Genomic DNA, 24296 nt, shown 5'->3' with positions numbered 1-24296 from the left:
AGTGAACCCAGTGGCTCACTGCGTACAAGAAGAATTAGGAAGAGAAGAAAGCAATCAATATTGGCGCAAGCAAGCTCAGTAAGAAACCATGTACGATAGCTGCCGGCACCATTTCTAGCCCACCACTGCGCTGTAAAACTGGCAGAGTGAAGTCCATTGAGGTCGCGCCGCATAAGCCCAACGCGCTAGAGCGGCTACTGCGCACCAGTGTTGGAATCAGCATGATGGCCACCAATTCACGGGCTAAATCGTTGAAGAATGCGGCACTCCCAATTACTGGGCCGAATGAATCAGTCAATAAAATACCTGATAATGAATACCAGCCAAAACCAGACGCCATCGCCAGTCCGGTCTTAATCGGCAAATCCATCAATACTGCGGCGAGCATTCCGCCAGCCAATGCACTAAACGCCACAACAATGGCCACAATTGCGCCACGGCGGTTCAATACAATCTGGCGTAGTGTCATACCGCTGTTACGCAATTGAATTCCGACTAAGAAAAGTAAGAAGATCAGCGCCAATTCACTGCCTTTCGCAGCAAATTGCAACCACTCCCATTGGCTCAATCCCAGTAAAAAACCGACAATGACTACGCCACATAATTTCAATGATTCCAGCGCCATATGCAGGCGCGATGGCAATACTTCCTGGCGGTGGGTGTTTTTCCAAGGTGTCTTGCGTTCAAGTAAAAATAACGCCAGTAAATTGGCACAAAAAATACACAGGAAAAAGACGCCAGCATATTGGAAAATAAGCAATAGGTTCGCACTCAGGTTTTCCAGAAACGCCAGACTGATACCCATAAAGAATAAAATAACGTAGACCATCCAGCTTAATAAGCGGTTGATCAATTGAATTAATGTTTTGCGGCTAAGTGGGATGAGATAACCAAGAATTAACGGCAAAAGAATGATCAATAATCCTGAATACACGAGTTATACCGTCCTGCTGTGCAGCTAAAGAAACACCCATTTGGGATATCATGAGCAGATGAATAATGGGCTGTGGCGCAATAAACTATCTAAAATCAGGGAAAGAGTAAAGCACACAGACTGCCGTATTATTTGACCTATAAGGTTTTTTTGTCTCAGATAATCAAGTCATAGGTTAACTCTGTAATCTGATAGTATCAGTATGAATAAATTCGCATCGGAGGCGTAGCATGTATCTTGAGCGTGTAGATATTGTCGGTTTTCGCGGTATTAATCGTATTTCATTGAACCTTGATGATAATACAGTGCTGATCGGTGAGAATGCCTGGGGTAAATCCAGCTTATTAGATGCCCTTACCTTACTTTTGTCCCCCGAACCTCAACTTTATCATTTTACCTCGCAGGATTTTTATCATCCGGCAGGCGATGAGAATGCTAAAGAGCGTCATTTACAAATTATTTTCACCTTTTGCGAAAAAGACATTGGCCATTGGCGCTCCCCCCGCTATCGCCATTTATCCCCGCTCTGGATAAAAAATGACGATGGTTTACACCGTATTTATTATCGAATTGAAGGTGAATTAGCTGACGATGGCACAGTGTGTACCTGGCGTACTTTCCTTGATTTAGACGGACGCCCACTGGAGTTACATGATATCGAAAAGCTGGCGCGTGGGGTGATTCGCATTCATCCGGTATTACGGCTGCGAGATGCACGCTTTATCCGCCGGCTGCGTAGTTCCATCACAGAAAACAGCCATCAGCCGGATAAAGTGGCATTGAACCAGCAATTGGATCAATTAAGCCGCGAATTGGTTCGTCGCCCACAGAAATTGACTAATGCCGAATTGCGCCAAGGGCTGGAGGCTATGCGCCAACTGCTAGAGCACTATTTTGCCGAACAAGGTTCGCAGTCTGTGGGGCCGCGTAACCACCATCGCCCGCAACCCGAGCGCGAAGCCTGGCTCGCTCTCGATAGTATCAACCGTATGGTGGCTGAGCCAAACAGCCGCAGTATGCGATTGATACTTTTGGGAATGTTTTCAACATTACTGCAAGCAAAAGGGCCATTGAGCCTTGATCCCCATGCCCGTCCATTACTGCTGGTGGAAGATCCGGAAACGCGTTTACACCCGATTATGTTGTCCGTCGCTTGGGGGTTACTCAGCCAACTGCCTCTCCAACGCATCACTACAACAAACTCCGGAGAGTTAATTTCATTAGTGCCGGTAGAGAGCATTTGTCGATTAGTGCGCGAATCGTCCCGGGTTGCCACTTACCGCATTGGCCCTCGAGGTATGAGTGCCGAAGATAGCCGCCGCATTGCTTTTCATATTCGTTTCAATCGTCCCTCTGCTTTGTTTGCCCGTTGCTGGCTGATGGTTGAGGGGGAAACTGAAATTTGGTTACTTAATGATCTTGCCCGCCAATGCGGCTATCACTTTGAAGCTGAAGGCGTAAAAGTGATTGAATTTGCTCAGAGCGGCCTGCGCCCGTTACTGAAGTTTGCCAATAGAATGGGAATACAATGGCATGTTCTGACTGATGGCGATGATGCAGGGAAAAAGTACGCGGCGACTGTACGCACGATGGCGGATGATGGGCGTGATCATGAACGGGATCGTTTGACCATTTTACCCGCCCCGGATATGGAGCACTTTTTATATCGTTCAGGTTTTGATGAGGTATATCACCGGATATCCGGTATTCCTGCAAATGCTAAAATTCAGCCACGCAGAGTGATCGAAAAAGCGATTCATCGGACTTCGAAGCCGGATTTAGCCATTGAAGTGACCAGCTATGCCAGAGCGCGGGGCGTTGAGTTTATCCCCCCGCTGCTGAAAAAAATGTTTTCCCGCGTAGTCTGGCTGGCGCGCGGCCGAGCTGACTAGCGGGGGAGACATCTCTAGCCGCGCGGAAAATGCGCGACTAAGCCATTTTCAAGTTGCTCAAGTAGCTGATAGCGGCGGCGATATTCCGCGCGCTTTTTGCTCGCAATATCTTCAAGAGGCTTACGTGCAATTCTGGCGGGTAAATTGAAATGGCCCTGTGCGCACTGTTTCCCTCCCAGTGAAGCCCAAAAAGAGTCGTAATCTGCGTGTAATTTATCTTTCTTTTTCGCCCGATAACGCCAGTTCTGATAAATATGTGTGGTATTACCTACGGCAATAATCTGTATTATCCCCATCAATTCAGCCAAATAGCAAGTCGCTTCCAAGACTAAACGTTTCGGGAATAACCCATGGCAAGCTTTAGTGCAGGCTTGAATTTCGCTGTGCGGCGTTTCATGATCCGCTCCCTGCAACCCACCGATAAACAATGTTTTTTGGTTTTGATAATAAGTGAGACTGAATGTCAGTAATGCCAGGGTTTGTTGTTGCTCATTGGCAAGCATCAGCGTAATTTCACCCTCTTTATTGAGTTTGGGAATAACGCCCAAATAAAGGGAATACTTCTCCTCACTCTTGCCCGTTAACTCCGTGAGTTTATAAGGTGAATGGTGCAAATAGTTGTGGCGTAATAATTCTGGCATACACTGATTTTCCAACTGGAAATGATCCTGTAGTACAGCCAGTTTTTGCTTATTATTTAGCGTGTTAGCTAAGTAAGGGCGGTGTAATTTGCAGGGTAAATCCGGTTGAGCACGTAGGATGCTATTGAGAAACGGTTGCTTCACCAATACACCTAGCAATCTAAAGGTCAGTTTGGGGCTAATTAAGGCACGGGCGATGAATTTAAGCCGAAACTGGGATTCTTGCCACGAGCCGCCCAGAGCTTGATTGCCTTTGAACAGCATTGAGATTAACCCCCAACGGTTAATATTGTCAGGGATTAATTCGGTGTTATTAATGTTGTGCATGACTAAGTCCGTTATATCAATATATTTCCCGCATCATTGAAACAAACAAGAACTAAACGGAATCTCAATGCATCCCAAATTTCGGTTGTAGTCCGATATGCGTTGATGTTTTGTTTAGTCATATGGGCATTACCGATGCTATTTTTAACAAGTGGATAATTTACAATTTCAGGAAGGTAATTGATTTGATGCAGTTAAGTGGACGTCCGCGCCGATGGCTTATCGCAATTGCCGTTTTCATTATCGGCGGTTTTTTCATTATTAAGCATCTCATGGCGCCGATACCGGTTGATTTTCAGACGGTAAAAGTTGCTAGCCGTGATCTGCAACAGAGTGTATTGGCCACCGGCAAACTTGATGCAGTACGCAAAGTTGATGTGGGTGCTCAGGTCAGTGGCCAGTTGAAAAAACTGTATGTGGAAATTGGCAATCAAGTCAAGCAAGGGCAATTGCTGGCCATGATCGATCCGCAACAGGCACAGAATCAAATCAAAGAAGTGGAAGCGACATTGCAGGATTTGAATGCGCAGTTGGGGCAGGCGAAAGCTGAACTGCAATTGGCTGCGGTCACCTTACGTCGTCAGCAAGATTTGGCGAAGTTACAAGTGGTGTCACGTCAGGATTTGGATCAGGCGAGCACCACACTGGCTGTGAAAAAAGCGCAGGTTGAGACTATTAATGCGCAAATTAATAAAGCAAAAGCTGGTTTGGATACTGCCAATATTAACTTGGATTACACCAAAATTTCGGCCCCAATGGGCGGCGATGTGGTGCAAATCACCACTTTACAAGGCCAAACCGTCATTGCCGCGCAGCAGGCGCCTAATATTCTGACGCTAGCGGATATGAGCACCATGCTGGTGAATGCACAGGTCTCGGAAGCCGACGTGATCCACTTAAAGCCCGGCATGAAAGCCTCGTTCACGGTTTTGGGTGATCCTGGAAAGTACTTTGATGGGGTATTAAAAGACATTCAGCCCACACCGGAAAAGGTCAATGACGCGATTTTCTATTCAGCGCGTTTTGAAGTCCCTAATCCAGATAGATTATTGCGATTGCAAATGACTGCGCAAGTATCAATTCAGTTGGCGAATGTTCCGCAGGCAATAGTTATCCCATTATCGGCATTGGGTGATGAGCTGGGAACTAATCGCTATCAAGTCGCGGTATTGAAAGACGGCAAAGAAGAAAAACGAGAAATCACTATTGGTATCCGTAATAACGTTGATGCGCAGGTTGTTTCCGGTTTGAGTGTGGGTGAGGAAGTCATCGTTAGCCGCGGCGGCACGGAGGATGCGTAATGACGGCATTGCTTGAATTAAAAGACATCCGTCGTAGCTATCAGTCCGGCGAAGAAACTGTTGATGTATTGCAGGATGTCTCACTGACCATCAATGCAGGCGAGCTGGTGGCGATTATTGGCGCTTCTGGCTCAGGTAAGTCGACACTGATGAACATTCTCGGCTGTCTGGACAAACCGAGTGCAGGTGTTTATCGGGTGGCCGGGCAAGATGTCGCGGCCTTAGATAACGACGCACTGGCGGCACTGCGCCGTGAGCATTTCGGTTTCATTTTCCAGCGTTATCACCTGCTACCTCATCTGAGTGCGGCCCATAATGTTGAAGTTCCGGCGGTTTATGCTGGTTTGGGTAAAAATGAACGCCGCGAGCGAGCGAACATGCTGTTAACCCGGTTGGGGCTGGGGGAGCGAGTGAGTTATCAGCCCAATCAGCTCTCTGGCGGGCAACAACAGCGCGTCAGTATTGCCCGAGCCTTGATGAATGGTGGTCAGGTTATCCTGGCTGACGAACCCACCGGTGCGCTGGATAGCCATTCCAGTGTTGACGTCATGGCTATATTAAAACAGCTTCAGCAGCAGGGGCACACGGTCATTATTGTTACCCATGACCCCACTGTCGCGGCTCAGGCTGAGCGGATTATTGAAATCAAAGATGGCCGTATTATGGCCGATTCTGGGTCGAAAACAGCGGCAAGTATTGCGGCTTCTGACGCGATTAGTCTAACGCCTCCGGCCCCCTCATGGCAGCAATTAGCAGGGCGTTTCCGTGAAGCGCTATTAATGGCCTGGCGCGCAATGTCAGCCAATAAAATGCGTACCGCTCTGACTATGTTAGGTATCATTATTGGTATTGCCTCGGTTGTTTCTATATTGGTGGTTGGCGACGCGGCGAAACAACTGGTGCTGGCGGATATCAGGGCTATAGGTACTAACACGATTGATATCTATCCCGGTAAAGACTTTGGCGACGATGACCCCAGTACTCGGCAAGCATTGGTTTATGACGACATGACCGCGCTAAAAGAACAGTCTTACGTTAGTGCGGTGTCCCCGACTATCGCCGGTAGTATGCGGTTGCGTTATGGCAATATTGATGTGGCGGCCAGTGTCTCGGGTGTCAGTGAACAATATTTCCGGGTATATGGCATGAAGCTTGAACAAGGCACAGCCATCACCCGCGAGCAGGTTGAGCGCCAGTCACAAGTGGTCGTTATTGACCGCAATACGCAGCGCCGCCTGTTTCCTCACCTCAAAGAGGTGGTGGGGCAAGTGATATTGATTGGCAATATGCCCGCGACAATTGTGGGCGTGGTAGAAGAAAAGCAATCCATGTTTGGTAGTAGCAAAGCACTGCGGGTATGGGTGCCTTATAGCACCATGGCAAGCCGGCTGATGGGGCGTTCTTACTTTGATTCAATCACTATTAGGATTAAAGAGGGCTATAACAGTAAAGAAGCCGAACAGCAGTTGGTTAGGTTGTTAACCATGCGCCATGGTAAAAAAGATATATTTACCTACAACATGGATAGCTTGCTGAAGACTGCGGAGCAAACTACCCGCACTATGCAGTTATTCCTTACATTAGTGGCTGTTATTTCACTGGTGGTCGGTGGGATTGGTGTGATGAATATTATGTTGGTCTCGGTAACAGAGCGTACCCGAGAAATAGGTATCCGCATGGCGGTAGGTGCGCGATCCAGTGATGTTATGCAGCAATTTCTCATTGAGGCTATTCTGGTCTGCCTGGTAGGGGGAGCACTCGGTATCTCGCTATCTTTCGCTATTGGCCTGATTGTAGAGATGTTTTTACCTAACTGGCAAATTGCTTTCCCGCCCATGGCATTGTTCAGTGCATTTTTGTGTTCAACCGTGATAGGGGTGGTATTCGGTTATTTACCGGCGCGCAGCGCTGCTCGGCTAAATCCTATTGATGCACTAGCGCGAGAATAGATTGGTCTGAGGATTGATCTTGGTTTATATGGCCGCATATTAGAAGTGTTAGAAATAAAAATGCCAGTCATTATTTGGCTGGCATTTGGAAGCGTTATTGATGTTGCAATGCAATAAGCTGCGCTGATAATACCTTTATCACCATAGGGTTAGGTTATGGTTTGCACCCAAGGTGCTTAGGGAGGTAAGTGTGCCGTGTTAGGCCAATACAGCGAGTTCCTGCGGTACGGCTTCTTGCAATATCACATCTAGCCCGAGTGGAACAATCAGGCTGGCATGGTTCCCTTTCGGTCCTTCATGGACATCAAAGTTAACCATCTGACCGGCTTTTAACGTTCGGTAGCCATCCATCTGGATAGTTGAATAGTGAGCGAATATATCTTCGCCGCCGCTCTCAGGGCAAATGAAGCCAAAACCTTTGGCATTGTTGAACCATTTAACAGTACCCGTCTCCATACTTCTACGTTCCTCGCAAGGCTATTTTAGTTCGAGATGAGGTAATCACTGGTTAAAGTGAGCGCAAATTGGTTAAAACTCCAACAGCTCACGAAAATACACTCTAGTGGAAATGACCTTAACGTCAAGAGGGCGGCTTTTGTCAATGCGGGGTAGTTCTTCAAAGTTTGATGTAGCTAACGCTATTGTCTTTATTTGGATACAATTTAACCGCTATTAAGGTAAAAATGCCGACTTCTTTCTCAGGCGGCGTTATGGCATAAGTGATGTTAAAATAATAATAGATATCTGCATGAAATGGTCTTATAACCGGAGTGAAGTATTGCTCCTGTGTGGTTCAGTGAAACGATGGGCAGGCAATGAGTAAGAACAACGACTGGCTGAATTTTGAACATTTGGTCAAAGATAAACAAATCGAGGCGCTCAAACCGCCGTCTATGTATAAAGTGATACTTAACAACGACAATTACACACCGATGGAATTTGTGATTGACGTTCTGCAAAAGTTCTTTTCTTATGATATTGAACGCGCAACACAACTGATGCTCAATGTGCATTATCAAGGAAAGGCGATTTGTGGTGTTTTTACTGCCGAGGTAGCAGAAACAAAAGTCGCACATGTAAATCAATACGCCAGGGAGAACGAGCATCCGTTGCTTTGTACGCTGGAAAAAGCCTGATTAAGGCAACTATTGGGAGGTGCCTATGCTCAATCAAGAACTTGAACTCAGTCTCAACATGGCTTTCGCCAGAGCGCGTGAGCACAGACACGAGTTTATGACCGTGGAGCACCTGTTGCTGGCATTGCTGAGCAATCCAGCCGCGCGGGAAGCGCTGGAGGCGTGTTCAGTTGATCTGGTGGCATTACGCCAGGAACTGGAAGCGTTTATCGAACAGACCACACCAACCTTGCCGGTGAGTGAAGACGAGCGCGACACCCAGCCGACGCTAAGTTTCCAACGCGTGTTACAGCGTGCGGTCTTCCATGTCCAATCGTCAGGACGTAATGAAGTTTCTGGTGCCAACGTGTTGGTCGCCATCTTCAGTGAACAAGAGTCTCAGGCGGCCTATCTACTGCGCAAGCATGATGTTAGCCGTCTGGATGTAGTGAACTTTATTTCCCACGGCGCCCGTAAGGACGAACCGGGTCAGGCACCGAATGCAGAAAATCCGGTGAATGAAGAGCAGGCAGGAGGGGAAGACCGTATGGAGAACTTCACCACCAATCTGAATCAACTGGCCCGCGTTGGCGGCATTGACCCACTTATCGGCCGTGATAAAGAGTTGGAACGTGCTATCCAGGTATTGTGCCGTCGGCGTAAAAATAACCCGCTGTTAGTGGGGGAATCTGGCGTTGGTAAAACAGCTATTGCCGAAGGTTTGGCTTGGCGTATCGTGCAGGGCGATGTTCCTGAAGTCATGTCAGAGTGCACATTATATTCATTGGATATTGGGTCACTTTTGGCCGGAACCAAATATCGTGGCGATTTTGAAAAACGCTTCAAAGCGCTACTGAAACAGTTGGAAAATGACAAAGATAGCATCCTGTTTATTGATGAAATTCATACCATTATCGGTGCAGGAGCCGCCTCTGGTGGGCAAGTAGATGCCGCTAACCTGATTAAACCGCTGCTTTCTAGTGGCAAAATTCGGGTCATTGGCTCCACTACTTATCAGGAATTCAGCAATATCTTTGAAAAAGATCGTGCGCTGGCTCGGCGTTTCCAGAAGATTGATATTACTGAGCCGACACCGGAAGAAACTGTTCAGATTATCAATGGCCTGAAACCGAAATATGAAGCGCACCATGATGTGCGTTATACCGCGAAAGCGATCCGCGCAGCGGTGGAGTTATCGGTTAAATATATTAATGACCGTCACTTGCCGGATAAAGCCATTGATGTGATCGATGAGGCTGGTGCTCGTAGCCGCTTAATGCCAGTCAACAAACGCAAGAAAACGGTCAATGTGTCAGATATCGAGTCTGTGGTTGCTCGTATCGCCCGTATTCCGGAGAAAACCGTTTCTGCCAGTGACCGAGATGTGCTGAAAAACTTGAGCGACCGCCTGAATATGTTGGTGTTCGGTCAGGATAAGGCTATTGAGGCTTTATCTGAGGCTATTAAAATGAGCCGCGCGGGCTTGGGCCATGAACACAAACCTGTCGGGTCATTCCTGTTTGCAGGCCCAACAGGGGTTGGTAAAACGGAAGTCACGGTGCAATTAGCCAAAGCGCTCGACATCGAACTACTGCGCTTTGATATGTCTGAATATATGGAACGTCATACGGTTAGCCGCCTGATTGGTGCACCTCCGGGGTATGTTGGTTACGATCAAGGTGGTCTGTTGACCGATGCGGTTATCAAACATCCTCATGCAGTTCTGCTGTTGGATGAAATTGAAAAGGCGCACCCGGACGTGTTTAATCTGCTATTGCAGGTGATGGATAACGGGACTCTGACGGATAACAATGGCCGTAAAGCTGATTTCCGTAACGTTATTCTGGTGATGACGACCAATGCCGGTGTGCGCGAGACGCAGCGCACTTCCATTGGTTTTAAACAACAGGATAACAGCACTGACGCGCTGGAAGAGATCAAAAAAGTGTTTACGCCGGAGTTCCGTAACCGGTTGGATAACATCATTTGGTTCAACCACTTGTCACCAACAGTTATCCAGCAAGTCGTTGATAAATTTATTGTTGAGTTGCAGGCGCAATTAGATGCTAAAGGTGTGTCACTGGAAGTCAGTGAAGAAGCACGTAATTGGTTATCTGGTAAAGGCTACGACAAGGCGATGGGCGCGCGGCCAATGGCTCGAGTGATTCAGGAAAACCTGAAAAAACCACTGGCAAACGAGTTGTTGTTCGGCTCTTTGGTTGATGGTGGTTCGGTCACTGTTGGGCTGGATAAAGAAAAACAGCAGTTGGCTTATGAATTCCAAAGTGCGCAAAAACGCAAAACTGAAGGTGCCGTTCACTAAGTTAGCCAGTCGCTAGCTTTGCGGGAGCTTCAAATTAAGAGCGAAATAAAGGGCGATAAGCTAATTTAGCTATCGCCCTTTTTATTTCTTTGCACATTTTGCTTTTATTTGTGTGGTGAATAAATGCACTAAATCGACAAATAAAAGAAAACGCAAAACGCCCTAGCCATAAATGGGAAGGGCGCCGGAGGGGGGACTACATCCTCAGAGCTCGCCAGTTTTAAATTGGCGACAGATTAGCCGATTAACGGCTACGGAAGACAATGCGGCCTTTGCTCAGGTCGTACGGGGTCAGCTCTACAGTGACTTTGTCACCCGTCAGGATGCGGATATAGTTTTTACGCATTTTACCGGAGATATGAGCGGTTACCACGTGCCCGTTTTCCAATTCAACGCGGAACATGGTGTTCGGCAGCGTATCAAGAACGGTGCCCTGCATTTCAATATTGTCTTCTTTGGCCATCGAATCCTCTAGGTGTAACTACCTTAGTTTTTAACCGGCAAGATAATGCCGAAAAACCCACATTATGTAAAGAAGTGTTGGCGGTCATCGCACCATTTCAGCAAAATTAGTCTGCCGGTAAGAGGGGATAAAGCCTAATGTGGGGTTCTTTTCAACGGTTGAGCTTTACTGCATCGCGGATGAAAAATTCAACGATTGCGGTAACCAGCATTCAGCCGGTAGTGGACTAAACTGGCGTTGACTCAACTGCTGCAAAAAAAAGTTTCGTGGGATCTCAATCGCACCCAGCGACGCAGTGTGAGCGTTGAGGACCTGACAGTCAATCAGTTCTCCACCATGACGGGTAAAATGATGGCAAAAAACCATTAAAGCGCTTTTTGAGGCATTATTAGCCCGGCTAAACATGGATTCACCACAAAAGAGTGAACCCACTGAGATACCGTACAAACCACCTACCAGTTCATTTTCCAACCAGACCTCTACGGAATGGGCGTTGCCCAGTGTATGTAAGTAGCAATAGGCTTGCTGTACATCAGCGCCAATCCAGGTTCCCTCATCACGCTGAGTCGCACAGGCGCGAACGACATCTTCAAAAGCATGGTTGATTGTAAATTGATAAGGGCAATGGCGCATAAAACGCCTCATACTCCGGCTGATATGTAAATCTTCTGGATACAATACGGCGCGGGGGTCAGGTGACCACCATAAAATCATTTCCCCTGGACTAAACCAGGGGAAAATTCCCCGCTCATAGGCTGCCAGCAAACGGGGAGGGGATAAATCTCCTCCCAAGGCCAACAATCCGTTAGGTTCGCGCAGAGCTAGCTCAGGTGAGGGGAATGCGAATGATTGAGAAGAGAGCTGTGTGATGCGCATAAATCCCCTTGGTGACTCTATACCGGCCCATCTGGGCAGACTCTTGGTACTCGATGCTGCATTATTGCTAGCGATACTCGTTACTTGGCCCATTTGCGAGTTTCACTTTGATAAGTTATCTGCAACCCGTAATTAAATTGGCTCTCGGCGCTAAGTGTTAATAAAAAGTTATCACCTGAATCTCTTGGCTGCTCAAATTTATCGAGATCAATCAGCCACAATCTTGAACCCCATCCAGGGGTAGCATGCACACTGCCCCAATCGATTTATCGTTCGCTCGGCCTGACTGCAACTTCAATGACTTTGTCTCTAAAATTATTTATAACAAACCAGACTATTTTGCTTTCAGTTGTTTTACTTAATATTAGCTATGAATTGGTTGATTACCTGCCATTATTCAGTCGCATTATTCACATATAATCTTTGTATTAATGCCGTTGATGGAATTGGTAGTAGCGCCCCTTGTTTTTCAATAAGCTTTGATGGTCGCCTTGCTCAACTATTTTCCCACCATCCATCACACAAATCCGATCCATATATTCCAACCCATACAAGCGATGAGTAACAATAATCAGGCTTTTATGCTGACAGTGCTGACGCAATAACGTCAGGATCTGTTGTTCAGTTTCCGCATCTAACCCTTCGGTAGGTTCATCAAGGAGTAGCAGTGGTGCTGGATGTAGCAACGCGCGAGCAATCCCTAAACGGCGTTGTTCACCACCAGATAATGGACGCCCACCATCTCCCATCCAGGCATTCAGCCCTTCGCTGTTATCTAACAAATTAGCCAAACCAACTTGTTCTAAAACAACTTTTAGTTGTGCATCGGATGCAGCAGGGCAGGCCAGTAGCAGGTTTTCACGCAATGTACTGCTAAAAATATGCACCCGTTGGCTGACGACTGTCATCATTTGGCGTAGTGCAGCTTCATCATAGCTGGCTAAAGGTTTCCCATTCAGCGAGATGATGCCTTCGCTAGCATCCCATGCTCGAGTTAATAACTGCAACAGTGTAGATTTACCACAGCCAGTGCGGCCCAATAGCGCAATATGCTCCCCTGCGGCCAGTGACAGCGATATATTTTGTAAAACGGGCAAAGGCTGCTGTGGGTAAGTAAAACTCAGCCCTGTCACTTCTAGCGCAGCTTGTTGGGTCAATGCCGGGCCGGTAACTGGGAATGTCACTTCGGGCTTTTGTTCCATTAACTGACCAACACGGGTCGCCGACGCGATAACTTGCCCTAAGTGTTGGAAAGCGCCAGCCACAGGTAACAGAGCTTCAAAAGCAGCTAATGATGTGAAAACAAACAAGGCCAGCAATGCCCCTGGCTGGTTGTTACCATTTATCCCCGCCGCAGCTAGCCATAAAATTAATGTCACTGTCAGACCTGAAGCGAGAATCATTAAAGCTTGGGCTAAACCAGCCAAGGATGCTTGCTGCCTTTGACGGATCATCCAGCGCTGTTCAATGTCTTCCAATGAAGCGCGAAACCGTTGTAATGCACCGAAAGCTAACAGTTCGGCTTGGCCTTGTAGCCAAGATGTCAGTTGTGAGCGATAAAGACCGCGCAGATCTGTTAAATCACGGCCAATAGGTTTACCAGCACGATAGAAAATCAATGGCACTAACAATAATAACCCAAGCAGTATGGCACCAAGTGTCAGGGCCAAATTGGCATCAATGTAACTCAGGCCAAATGTTACTGTTGCTATGATGACAATAGCGGCAACCAGCGGTGAGATTACTCGCAGATAGAGATGATCGAGTGTATCGACATCTGCAACCAGGCGGTTCAGCAATTCGCTTTGGCGAAAGCGAGCAATGCCAGCAGGGGAGAGGGGTAATATTTTCTGGAATGCAAAGATCCGTAGATGTGCCAGCACTCGGAATGTCGCGTCATGACTGACAACTCGCTCAGCATAACGACCAGCCGTGCGGATAATCGCAGCACCTCGAACACCAGCCGCAGGTAACAGATAGTTAAAAGTATACAACCCAGCAGGGCCCGCAATCGCGGTTCCGGCCAGGAACCAGCCTGATAATGTCAATAACCCGATACTGGCCAGTAATGTGATGATGGCCAACACAATACCCAGACAAATCAGGAACCAATGACGGCGATACAAGGCCAAAAAGGGGAGAAGCACTCGCATGATTAAAGCTCCTCACTGCGATGGGACAGCAGGTTGGCAAATGAACCGGCTGATTGACTCAGGCTAGAATAATCACCTTGCTGAATTAATAGGCCATTATCCATCACCCAGATTTGATCATACCCCAGCGTATCTTCCAACTGATGGGTGACCAGCAATGTGGTCTGCTTACGGGAGGCTTCCTCCAGCGCTTTCATGACCAACTGTTCACTATGAGCATCCAAACTGGCAGTAGGTTCGTCTAGTAGCAAAAGTCGGCACGGGTTGAGCAATGCTCTGGCAACAGCAACGCGCTGGGCTTGCCCAACAGAAAGACGCGCCGAATGGTCACCGACTTCAGTATCTAATCCTTGTGGTAGGTCATTAAGGAATTCATTGATATATGCGCGCTCAATAGCCAGTTGTAGTTGGTTATTGTCAGCATTAGGTTGGCCCAGCAAAATATTGGCGACCAGTGTCTGTTCCGGTAAGTGCGGATTTTGGCCGACCCAGCTTAACTGGTTTCGCCAAGCCTGCGGATCCAGTTCGCGCAATTCTATGTTGTTGACTTTTAATGAGCCGCGATAAGGTAAAAAGCCTAATAGCAAATTAAGCAAGGAGCTTTTACCCGCCCCGCTTAAACCAACAATAGCAACTCGTTTGCCTGCAGAGAGAGAAAATGTCAGTGGCCCAGCCAAGCGAGTACCTGTGGGGGATAGAATTTCTAGCGCGTCAGCTTCCAGAGTGATGGCATCAGTGCCATCCAAAACTTTATCGCCACGGCCAATAGTTTCACTTTCGCTACTTAAAAATGTTACCAATGACTCAGCAGCACCAACAGCTTGTGCTTTGGCGTGGTAAAACGTACCTAAGTCTCGCAGCGGCTGGAAGAATTCAGGTGCCAAAATTAAAACCAGAAAACCAGAGAATAGGGTGACACCAAGGCCGTAGCTACCAAAATTCAATTCACCTAAATAGGAAAAACCAAAGTAGACGGCAACCACTGCGATGGATATTGCCGCGAAAAATTCCAACACAGCGGAGGAGAGGAAAGCCATACGCAGTACTTCCATGGTGCGGCGACGGAAATCTTCTGAGGATTCACGAATTTGGTCTGTTTCTGCTTTGGCGCGGTTAAATAAACGTAAAGTGTCCAGACCACGCAAACGGTCGAGGAAGTTACCACTTAGACGAGCGAGTGCGACAAAATTACGCCGGTTGGCGTCGGCAGCGCCCATTCCGACCAGCACCATAAACAAAGGGATCAATGGTGCAGTGACAAATAAAATTAAACCTGCTGCCCAGTTGATCGGGAAGACAGCAATCAAAATCAGCACTGGAATAAAGACAGCTAAGTACATCTGCGGCAAATAGCGAGAATAGTAATCCTGCATATCTTCAATTTGTTCCAAAATAATCGTTGCCCAACTTCCGGCGGGTTTGCCTTTTACCCAAGCAGGGCCGAGTTGCTCTAATCGATCTAACACTATTTTGCGAATCTGTTGACGTACCTTCATGCCGCAAATAAACCCTACTCGCTCACGCAACCAACTGATCACGGCGCGTACGGCGAAAGTTCCAGCCAGCAAACCAAAATCAGTGATTAATTCCGCGCGCGGGATTTTGTCAATGATCAGCGCTTGCAACAAGGTGGCCAATAACCAAGCTTGAGCAATAATCAGTAACCCACTGAAGAGGCCAAGTAGCATAGACAGGCGGAGCCAACGTTGCGCGGGGGCGCTTTGTTTTTTCAGCCAACGAATCAACTCATACTGTCGTGTTTTATTCATCGGGTAATTTTCTGCGCAAGGTACGGGAAAGCTTCAAAAAATATTTGTCACCTTTGAAGATGGCAAACCAGCGAGGGGCAATATTACCGCGTCAAGCCATGAGGGGAAACCATAATGCTTGTGATAGTCGCCGCATTAGTCGATATCTATAATTTGCTGTTTTTCATTGACATGCCGATATACCAAATAAAGGGCCAACAGAAATTAAAAACGGGCGGCTCACGTATCTGTTAGCTGCCCGTCGGTATTAGGTGAAGTTTTGATATGGATTATTTGTCGTTAACTAATCCATCCAGATAGCGTTCTGCATCCAGCGCGGCCATACAGCCGGTGCCAGCGGAGGTGATTGCCTGGCGATAGATATGATCCATAACATCACCCGCAGCAAACACACCAGGAATTGAGGTTTGTGTTGCATTGCCCTGAATACCGGACTGCACTTTAATATAACCATTTTCCAGTGCTAATTGATCACCAAAAATGGCGGTGTTAGGGCTATGACCAATAGCAATGAATACACCGGCTACCGCTAACTCTTCAGTTTCGCTGTTTTTGGTGGACTTCAGACGTACGCCAGTGACGCCCATATTGTCCCCCAGCACTTCATCCAAAGTGCGATCAGTATGGAGCACAATATTGCCGTTCTTCACTTTTTCCATCAGACGGTCGATCAGGATTTTTTCTGAGCGGAAGCTATCCCTGCGGTGAATCAGGTGAACTTCCTCGGCAATATTTGCCAGATACAGCGCTTCTTCAACGGCAGTATTGCCACCGCCGACCACGGCAACTTTTTGGTTACGATAGAAGAAACCATCACAAGTTGCACAGGCGGAAACCCCTTTGCCCTTGAATGCTTCTTCTGATTCCATCCCGAGATAACGTGCAGATGCGCCAGTTGCAATGATCAGTGCATCGCAAGTGTATTCAGCACCATCACCAAATAGGCGGAATGGACGGTTCTGTAAGTCGACTTTATTGATGTGGTCGAACAGAATTTCTGTTTGGAATTTTTCTGCATGTGCATGCATCCGTTCCATCAGCGCCGGGCCGGTGAGACCTTCTGGATCACCCGGCCAGTTTTCGACATCGGTGGTGGTGGTCAATTGACCGCCTTTTTCCATTCCGGTAATCAATACAGGACTCAGGTTGGCACGTGCCGCATAAACTGCTGCGGTATAACCCGCAGGACCAGAACCCAAAATAATCAATTTGCTATGTTTTGCGGTGCTCATGAATACCTCTTTCCCACAATGGCGGACAATGTTAACGATTGTAGGGAAGTTCGAGCATTAAAAAAAGCAGACAAAAATGTTGTTAGCGATTTGTTTGATAGGTAATGCCTATTTAACGAACTAAATGTATCAAGAACCAGCAGTTAGGGGCAAAACGAAGTCGAGCAGAGTGCAAAAGAGATAGAAATTCCTTTCTACGTTGCAAGTAGAACAGTCTTAAAAATCTTTGACCCCATAAAGAATGTGGCTTGCAGGGCGATGGTTAAAGAAATATCAACAATTTTTGGCACGTTATTTTGCATCATTTTATAGCAAATTTAGGATGAAAAAATAGCGAAGATAAGCGTTCTTGATTTTTAATTATGGCATGTTGTACTGATTTAACTTCTTTTACTTTGACAATCGGCTGTGCATTTGCGAAAACATCATAGGAAGAAGAAATTATCTGCGCGCCATAATTTCAGATTTGGTGTCAGTGATACCAAGCGAAAACCCTGGAATGTTTTCGATTAATGCTGGATGGCATGTGGAGTATGTTCTCGGATAACTGCAGGGGGGAGTTTCTGTTGTTGTTCGTGATGCGCTATCTCTTCCTCAACGCTAATAATCATCGAGTACCTCGCATACAGTTAGACAGACAGGGTGTGAGATAACAACGTGTTGATATATTTGCATAAAACAGGCTGCGGGTCGTGTCTGTAGCAAGCTCAAAATTCATAGTTAATGAGAGCATGTCGCAGACTCAAGGAAATTAAGAGAGATTATAAGATGATAGATAACAAAAAACGCCCGGGGAAAGAGCTTGATCGTATAGATCGTAACATCCTGAATGAATTACAAAAGGATGGGCGTATCTCTAACGTTGAGCTTTCAAAACGAGTAGGGTTGTCACCAACACCATGTCTGGAACGGGTTCGCCGCTTAGAGCGTCAGGGCTTCATTCATGGCTATACTGCACTGCTTAATCCACAGTATTTGGATGCATCACTGCTGGTTATCGTTGAGATTACTCTGAATCGTGGCGCTCCGGATGTGTTTGAGCAATTTAATACCGCTGTAAAAAATCTTGAGGAAATTCAAGAGTGTCACCTGGTTTCCGGTGATTTCGACTATTTGTTGAAAACTCGTGTACCTGACATGTCTGCTTACCGTACATTACTCGGTGAGACCTTGCTTCGCCTACCGGGAGTCAACGACACCCGCACTTATGTTGTCATGGAAGAAGTGAAGCAGAGTAACCGCCTTGTTATTAAAACGCGGTAAACAGGCAGGTGCAAAACCTGAGTAATTTGGTTACACTCCTGTTTATTCATACAGTTTCAACGCCGGGAGGGTTCTCGGCGTTGCTACTCATACTAGTTAACAGGAACCTGGAGAGCCTTTCTTGAGCCAGGAATATACAGAAGATAAAGAAGTTACTTTGAAAAAACTCAGCAATGGGCGCCGTTTGCTTGAGGCTGTTTTGATTGTGGTAACGATTTTGGCAGCCTTCCTAATGGCCGCGCTGCTCAGTTTCAACCCTTCAGACCCGAGTTGGTCGCAAACTTCATGGCATGAGCCGATCCATAATCTTGGTGGAAGTGTTGGCGCCTGGATGGCCGATACATTGTTCTTCACTTTCGGCGTCTTGGCTTATGCAATTCCCGCCATTATGGTGATGTTGTGCTGGGCTGCATTTCGCCAGCGTGATGCCAGTGAGCATGTCGATTACTTTGCACTCTCATTGCGGTTGATAGGCACATTAGCCCTGATTTTAACCTCATGTGGTTTGGCTGCATTAAATATTGACGATCTTTACTATTTCGCCTCTGGCGGGGTGATCGGCAGTCTATTCAGTAATGCCATGTTGCCATGGTTCAACGGTGTGGGGGCAACCCTGACATTGCTCTGTATCTGGGCTGTGGGCCTGACACTCTTTACGGGGTGGTCATGGTTGGTTATTGCTGAAAAAATTGGTGGAGTAGTCTTAGGATCGTTGACATTTATGACTAATCGTTCACGTCGTGAAGAACATTATGACGATGAAGATGACGATTACCAAGTTGATGGGGCGATGACTGCTGAGCAAGATAAAGGCGTTACGCCGAATAAATCGGTTGTGGGTGTAACAGCGGCTACAGCGCTGGCGGCAAACTCCGCCCATGCGGATGACGATGTATTGTTCTCGGCACCATCCGTAACAGATGCACCTGTTAGCTCGATATTGGATGGGGCAACATTGGCTAGTGCAGCAGTTGCTGAAACCAAAGATGGCGATGACCCATTATTGAGTACATTACGTGCAACAGATAATGATGAGCCGTCAGTGTTATCTCCTGCGGGTCCTCCGTCCGAACCCGTTATCAGCCACAGTACAGTGCCGATGGTTGATAATATGGCCGCAACGCCGCCGCTCTATTCTTTTGAAATTCCACAAGAAGCGACGTCTCCTGCGCCAACACGTGTTGCACCGTCGGTTGAAAGGCCTGAGCCTCAACTGGGTTCATGGGACAAACCAGCAACACCCGCTAGCCATTCTCCCTTTGATTTTTCAGCGGCGCAGCGCCATAGCGATCAGGTAGAAAGTACACCTTATATGAACCCTGGAATGGGCACAGATATTGATGGTCTGGCCCCGATGGGGTCGCCAAGTCGCCCTGCGTCTACGATAGGAGTAGTCGCGGCAAGTGCGGCTGCCGCCACGTTTATGCCCGCATTTACCGCTACCAGTGATAGCAGTTTACAGGTTAAACAGGGCATAGGGCCTGAGTTACCAAGGCCTAATCCTGTTCGGATCCCGACACGGCGTGAACTCGCTTCCTACGGTATCAAATTACCGTCTCAGCGTATGGCGGAGCAGGAACAGCGAGAGCAAGAAGCACAAGCTCCTCAAGTTGCTGAAACGTTATTTACAGCGGAGGTTGCCTCTGAAGATGATGCATTACAGCAGGCAATCTTGCGTCAAGCTTTTGCTGACCAACAATCAGAGCGTTACGGACAATCAGCCGATGCGGGGGGGAATACTTTCTCTGCGGCAGAGCCAGAAGATGAACAGGCTTTGCAAGAGGCGGCATTACGACAAGCCTTTGCAGCGCAACAGCAACATCGTTATGGTTCTCCGGACGATGAAAATCTTGACGCTAGCGAATATAAACATGCTTTTGTTGAGGAAACGCAACCCGTAGATACCCGTAGTGCCTTTACATTCTCACCGGTTGCAGATCTGGTCGATGAAAGCCCACGTGAGCCTCTGTTTACGCTGTCTCCGTATGTTGACGACGCCGCGCAGCCAGCAACAGTGAAAGGTACTTCTGTACCAGAGCATACTGAACAGGTCTCGGCCTATCAGCCGTCAGGAGTCAATCAAACTCATCAAGTGTATTCTGGCCAATCAGCACCGGTGCAACCAACTCCGACAGCAGTACCGCCAGTTTCACCAGTGCAGCCAACTCCGGCGATGGACAGTTTGATTCACCCCTTCTTGATGCGCAATGATCAGCCTTTGGTCAAACCGACAACACCATTGCCGACGTTGGATCTTCTTTCTTCTCCGCCAGCGGAGGAGGAACCGGTTGATATGTTTGCTCTGGAGCAAATGGCGCGTTTAGTCGAAGCGCGGTTAGGTGATTATCGGGTGAAAGCAGAGGTCGTGGGTATATCTCCGGGGCCGGTCATTACCCGCTTTGAGCTTGATTTAGCACCAGGTGTCAAAGCTTCGCGCATTTCTAATCTTTCTCGCGATTTGGCTCGATCTCTTTCGGCTATTGCCGTGCGTGTGGTGGAAGTGATTCCAGGTAAGCCTTATGTCGGGCTTGAACTACCCAATAAACATCGTCAGACCGTTTATTTACGCGAAGTCCTCGATTGTGCCAAATTCCGAGATAATCCGTCGCCATTAGCTATTGTGTTGGGTAAGGATATTGCTGGGCAACCGGTGGTAGCCGATCTGGCTAAAATGCCTCATTTACTGGTGGCTGGTACCACCGGTTCCGGTAAATCGGTGGGCGTTAACGCCATGATCCTCAGCATCTTGTATAAAGCCACGCCAGAAGATGTGCGCTTTATCATGATTGACCCGAAAATGCTGGAGCTGTCAGTGTATGAGGGGATCCCTCATCTGTTAACCGAAGTGGTTACTGATATGAAAGATGCGGCGAATGCATTGCGGTGGTGTGTCGGCGAAATGGAACGGCGCTATAAGCTGATGTCTGCATTGGGTGTGCGTAACCTTGCTGGATATAACGAGCGAGTGGCTCAAGCTGAAGCGATGGGGCGTCCAATCCCCGATCCATTCTGGAAACCCTCTGATAGTATGGATATTTCACCGCCAATGTTGGTGAAATTGCCTTATATCGTGGTGATGGTGGATGAATTTGCTGACCTGATGATGACAGTGGGCAAGAAAGTTGAAGAGCTAATTGCGCGTTTGGCGCAAAAAGCCCGAGCTGCTGGGATTCATTTAGTCTTGGCAACTCAGCGCCCGTCTGTGGATGTGATTACAGGCCTCATTAAAGCCAACATTCCGACCCGCATCGCATTTACGGTTTCCAGCAAGATAGATTCGCGAACTATCCTTGATCAAGGTGGTGCAGAATCGCTACTGGGGATGGGGGATATGCTGTATATGGCACCTAATTCCTCAATTCCGGTACGTGTTCACGGCGCTTTTGTCCGCGATCAGGAAGTGCACGCGGTGGTTAATGATTGGAAAGCTCGTGGTCGTCCTCAATACATTGAGAGCATTCTCAGTGGTAGTGAGGATGGTGAAGGCGGTAGCCTTGGCTTGGATAGCGACGAAGAATTGGACCCACTGTTTGACCAAGCGGTGAACTTTGTCCTGGAGAAGCGCCGTGCGTCTATCTCCGGGGTACAGCGCCAATTCCGTATCGGCTATAACCGTGCGGCACGGATTATTGAGCAGATGGAAGCCCAGCAGATTGTCAGTACGCCCGGCCATAACGGGAATCGTGAAGTCTTGGCTCCGCCTCCACACGAGTAATATCTTGTTTTGAGGTAGTTAACATAGACAGGGCCGCTTTGCGGCCCTTATGCAAAGAAGCGTAAACCTCAGATTTATCAGAATAATATGCTAACGAAACGGAAATACTTCAGCTAAAGTGGTCAGGTTTATGGTATGCATTCAGCTTACCAGTCATAGACTTAAACGGCACATAGAGTGACAATATAACTCGCTCACTGAATTCGCCTTTGTGGTGGCCCGATTAGGGCGCAATGAATTTTATAAGGTACTTAGAATAATGAAAAAACTGCTTGTTGCTTGCTGTCTGTTATCGGGTTTAATTTCAGCTCACGCGCTGGCAGATGCCAGCTCCGACTTACAAGGACGCCTGAGCAAGGTAAACAGTTTCCACGCTAACTTCTCGCAAAAAGTGACCAGCTCAGAGGGTACAGCAGTGCAAGAGGGTGAGGGGGAGCTATGGGTGAAACGGCCAAATTTGTTTAACTGGCATATGACCTCCCCTGACGAGAGTGTCTTGATTTCTGATGGTGAAACACTGTGGTTCTATAACCCGTTTGTTGAACAGGCCACAGCGACCTGGTTGAAAAATGCCACAGGTAATACGCCATTTATGCTGATTACTCGCAATAACCCGGATGACTGGAAACAGTATAATGTGAAGCAGAAAGGTGATGATTTTGAACTTACGCCGAAAAGCGCCAGTGGCAATTTGAAGCAATTTGCTATCACGGTAACGCCAACGGGCACTATCAAAAGCTTTACTGCGATTGAGCAAGATGGGCAGCGCAGTGCTTATACGCTGAAAGGTCAGCAAAATAGCTCTGCGGATGCCAGTAAATTTAAATTTACCCTACCAAAAGGTGTGACGCTGGACGACCAGCGGCAGTGAGGTCAGTGTGAGTAATATGTCCCTCGATTTTTCCCAGAATGAATTTCAGCCATTGGCCGCGCGGATGCGGCCTTTGACGTTGGAACAATATATTGGTCAGCAGCATTTGCTGGCACCGGGTAAACCGTTACCGCGGGCGATCGTTGCTGGACAATTACACTCGATGATCCTCTGGGGGCCGCCGGGGACCGGCAAAACTACTTTGGCAGAAATTATTGGCCGCTATGGTCAGGCGGATGTCGAACGTATTTCAGCGGTGACCTCTGGCATTAAAGAGATTCGCGAAGCGATTGAGCGCGCGCGGCAAAATCGTGATGCAGGTCGGCGGACAATTTTATTTGTCGATGAAGTCCATCGTTTCAATAAAAGTCAGCAAGATGCGTTTTTACCTCATATTGAAGATGGTACCATCACCTTTATTGGCGCCACGACAGAAAACCCGTCATTTGAACTGAATTCGGCGTTGCTCTCCAGAGCTAGGGTCTATTTGCTGAAAGCTCTCACCGCTGCCGATATTGAAAAAGTTATTGAGCAAGCCATGTCAGACAGCAGTCGAGGCTATGGTGGGCAGAATATAAAACTGCCAGATGAAACTCGCCGTATGATGTCTGAATTGGTGGGAGGCGATGCGCGCCGGGCCTTGAATAGCCTTGAAATGATGGCAGATATGGCAGAAATAGATGCCAATGGGGTGCGGGTATTGACCCCTGACTTACTGAAAGAGGTGTCTGGCGAACGTAGTGCGCGCTTTGATAATAAAGGCGATCGTTATTATGACCTTATCTCGGCAGTCCATAAGTCTATTCGTGGGTCCGCGCCCGATGCCGCCTTGTATTGGTATGCGCGAATTATCACGGCAGGCGGTGATCCGCTCTATGTGGCTCGGCGTTTATTAGCCATTGCATCGGAAGATATCGGTAATGCCGATCCTCGCGCAATGCAAGTGGCTATATCAGCATGGGACTGTTTTACCCGTGTTGGTCCGGCGGAAGGTGAGCGAGCGATTGCTCAGGCGATTGTTTATTTGGCTTGTGCGCCGAAAAGTAATGCGGTTTACACGGCGTTTAAAGCCGCCATGCAGGATGCGCGTGATAAACCTGATTTTGATGTGCCGGAACATCTGCGTAATGCGCCAACCAAACTCATGAAAGAAATGGGGTTAGGGGCTGAATACCGTTATGCCCATGATGAACAACATGCTTATGCTGCCGGTGAGAACTATTTCCCGCCAGAAATGGCCACAACCCGCTACTATTTACCGTCATCCCGAGGTCTGGAAGGCAAAATTGGTGAAAAGCTGGCATGGCTGGCTGAGCAGGATCAAAATAGCCCGATAAAACGCTACCGCTAGCCTTGCTGTTGCGGTAAGGTTAGCGCTATATAGAACGGCTAAGCGGCTGTTTATGCTACTTACGTCGTTAAATTCTTTTCAATAACCCTTTATACCCCAAATCATGGCATTGCTAACAACA

Annotated in this window: 17 protein-coding genes; 9 read left to right on the top strand and 8 right to left on the bottom strand. The window is 47.7% G+C overall.

Going from position 1 to position 24296, the window contains the following annotated elements:
- Positions 1–34: 34 nt before the first annotated feature.
- On the bottom strand, positions 35–934 hold the full coding sequence (locus OVO64_RS01635) for a lysine exporter LysO family protein (protein ID WP_038632049.1): 900 nt from the start codon (positions 932–934) through the stop codon (positions 35–37).
- A gap of 230 nt (positions 935–1164) precedes the next feature.
- Here OVO64_RS01635 and OVO64_RS01630 point away from each other — a divergent pair, with 230 nt between their 5' ends.
- Positions 1165–2826, top strand: coding sequence for an ATP-dependent endonuclease (locus OVO64_RS01630; protein ID WP_038632051.1), 1662 nt, complete (start codon positions 1165–1167; stop codon positions 2824–2826).
- A gap of 14 nt (positions 2827–2840) precedes the next feature.
- On the opposite strand, the gene OVO64_RS01625 is transcribed toward OVO64_RS01630, so the two are convergent.
- Positions 2841–3794, bottom strand: a complete 954-nt coding sequence (locus OVO64_RS01625; protein ID WP_267248543.1) for a VirK/YbjX family protein — start codon at positions 3792–3794, stop codon at positions 2841–2843.
- A gap of 188 nt (positions 3795–3982) precedes the next feature.
- Here OVO64_RS01625 and macA point away from each other — a divergent pair, with 188 nt between their 5' ends.
- Together macA and macB are read left to right on the top strand one after the other, a co-directional pair.
- The gene (macA, locus tag OVO64_RS01620; protein ID WP_267248542.1) at positions 3983–5095 is read left to right on the top strand and encodes a macrolide transporter subunit MacA; all 1113 of its coding nucleotides are present in this window, start codon (positions 3983–3985) and stop codon (positions 5093–5095) included.
- Positions 5095–7044 (top strand): macrolide ABC transporter ATP-binding protein/permease MacB, encoded by a 1950-nt coding sequence (gene macB / locus OVO64_RS01615; protein ID WP_145509649.1) that lies wholly within the window; start codon positions 5095–5097, stop codon positions 7042–7044. Before macA ends, macB begins: the two co-directional genes overlap by 1 nt.
- A gap of 198 nt (positions 7045–7242) precedes the next feature.
- On the opposite strand, the gene cspD is transcribed toward macB, so the two are convergent.
- Positions 7243–7500: a cold shock-like protein CspD gene (gene cspD / locus OVO64_RS01610; protein WP_038632059.1), complete on the bottom strand. Its 258-nt coding sequence runs from the start codon at positions 7498–7500 to the stop codon at positions 7243–7245.
- Positions 7501–7859: 359 nt separating this feature from the next.
- Between cspD and clpS the strand changes: the two genes are divergently transcribed.
- Both clpS and clpA read left to right on the top strand, forming a co-directional pair.
- On the top strand, positions 7860–8180 hold the full coding sequence (gene clpS / locus OVO64_RS01605) for an ATP-dependent Clp protease adapter ClpS (RefSeq protein WP_038632061.1): 321 nt from the start codon (positions 7860–7862) through the stop codon (positions 8178–8180).
- 25 nt (positions 8181–8205) lie between these two features.
- Complete coding sequence (gene clpA, locus OVO64_RS01600) at positions 8206–10482, top strand: ATP-dependent Clp protease ATP-binding subunit ClpA (protein WP_145509650.1); 2277 nt, start codon at positions 8206–8208, stop codon at positions 10480–10482.
- 244 nt (positions 10483–10726) lie between these two features.
- Here clpA and infA read toward each other — a convergent pair whose 3' ends face one another.
- The 5 genes from infA to trxB form a co-directional block, all read right to left on the bottom strand.
- Positions 10727–10945 carry a translation initiation factor IF-1 gene (infA, locus tag OVO64_RS01595; RefSeq protein WP_002211347.1) on the bottom strand — a complete coding sequence of 73 codons (219 nt, stop codon included), beginning with the start codon at positions 10943–10945 and terminating at the stop codon, positions 10727–10729.
- A gap of 165 nt (positions 10946–11110) precedes the next feature.
- Positions 11111–11821, bottom strand: coding sequence for a leucyl/phenylalanyl-tRNA--protein transferase (gene aat, locus OVO64_RS01590; protein ID WP_145509651.1), 711 nt, complete (start codon positions 11819–11821; stop codon positions 11111–11113).
- Positions 11822–12249: 428 nt separating this feature from the next.
- Positions 12250–13974, bottom strand: a complete 1725-nt coding sequence (gene cydC, locus OVO64_RS01585) for a heme ABC transporter ATP-binding protein/permease CydC (protein ID WP_038632068.1) — start codon at positions 13972–13974, stop codon at positions 12250–12252.
- A gap of 2 nt (positions 13975–13976) precedes the next feature.
- Complete coding sequence (gene cydD, locus OVO64_RS01580) at positions 13977–15743, bottom strand: heme ABC transporter permease/ATP-binding protein CydD (RefSeq protein WP_038632070.1); 1767 nt, start codon at positions 15741–15743, stop codon at positions 13977–13979.
- A 269-nt stretch (positions 15744–16012) separates the two neighbouring features.
- Entirely contained in the window at positions 16013–16975 is a 963-nt protein-coding gene (trxB, locus tag OVO64_RS01575) for a thioredoxin-disulfide reductase (RefSeq protein WP_038632072.1), read from the bottom strand.
- Positions 16976–17743: 768 nt separating this feature from the next.
- Here trxB and lrp point away from each other — a divergent pair.
- From lrp to OVO64_RS01555, 4 genes are all read left to right on the top strand, one after another.
- The gene (gene lrp / locus OVO64_RS01570; protein ID WP_038632074.1) at positions 17744–18238 is read left to right on the top strand and encodes a leucine-responsive transcriptional regulator Lrp; all 495 of its coding nucleotides are present in this window, start codon (positions 17744–17746) and stop codon (positions 18236–18238) included.
- A gap of 121 nt (positions 18239–18359) precedes the next feature.
- Positions 18360–21953 (top strand): DNA translocase FtsK 4TM domain-containing protein, encoded by a 3594-nt coding sequence (locus OVO64_RS01565; protein ID WP_267248541.1) that lies wholly within the window; start codon positions 18360–18362, stop codon positions 21951–21953.
- A 259-nt stretch (positions 21954–22212) separates the two neighbouring features.
- Positions 22213–22824, top strand: coding sequence for an outer membrane lipoprotein chaperone LolA (gene lolA / locus OVO64_RS01560; protein ID WP_038632078.1), 612 nt, complete (start codon positions 22213–22215; stop codon positions 22822–22824).
- Positions 22825–22831: 7 nt separating this feature from the next.
- On the top strand, positions 22832–24175 hold the full coding sequence (locus OVO64_RS01555) for a replication-associated recombination protein A (RefSeq protein ID WP_038632079.1): 1344 nt from the start codon (positions 22832–22834) through the stop codon (positions 24173–24175).
- Positions 24176–24296: the final 121 nt, after the last annotated feature.

The organism is Yersinia sp. Marseille-Q5920 (assembly GCF_946902935.1).
Lineage (GTDB): Bacteria > Pseudomonadota > Gammaproteobacteria > Enterobacterales > Enterobacteriaceae > Yersinia > Yersinia rochesterensis.
This window is presented reverse-complemented; position numbering and strand designations above follow the sequence as displayed.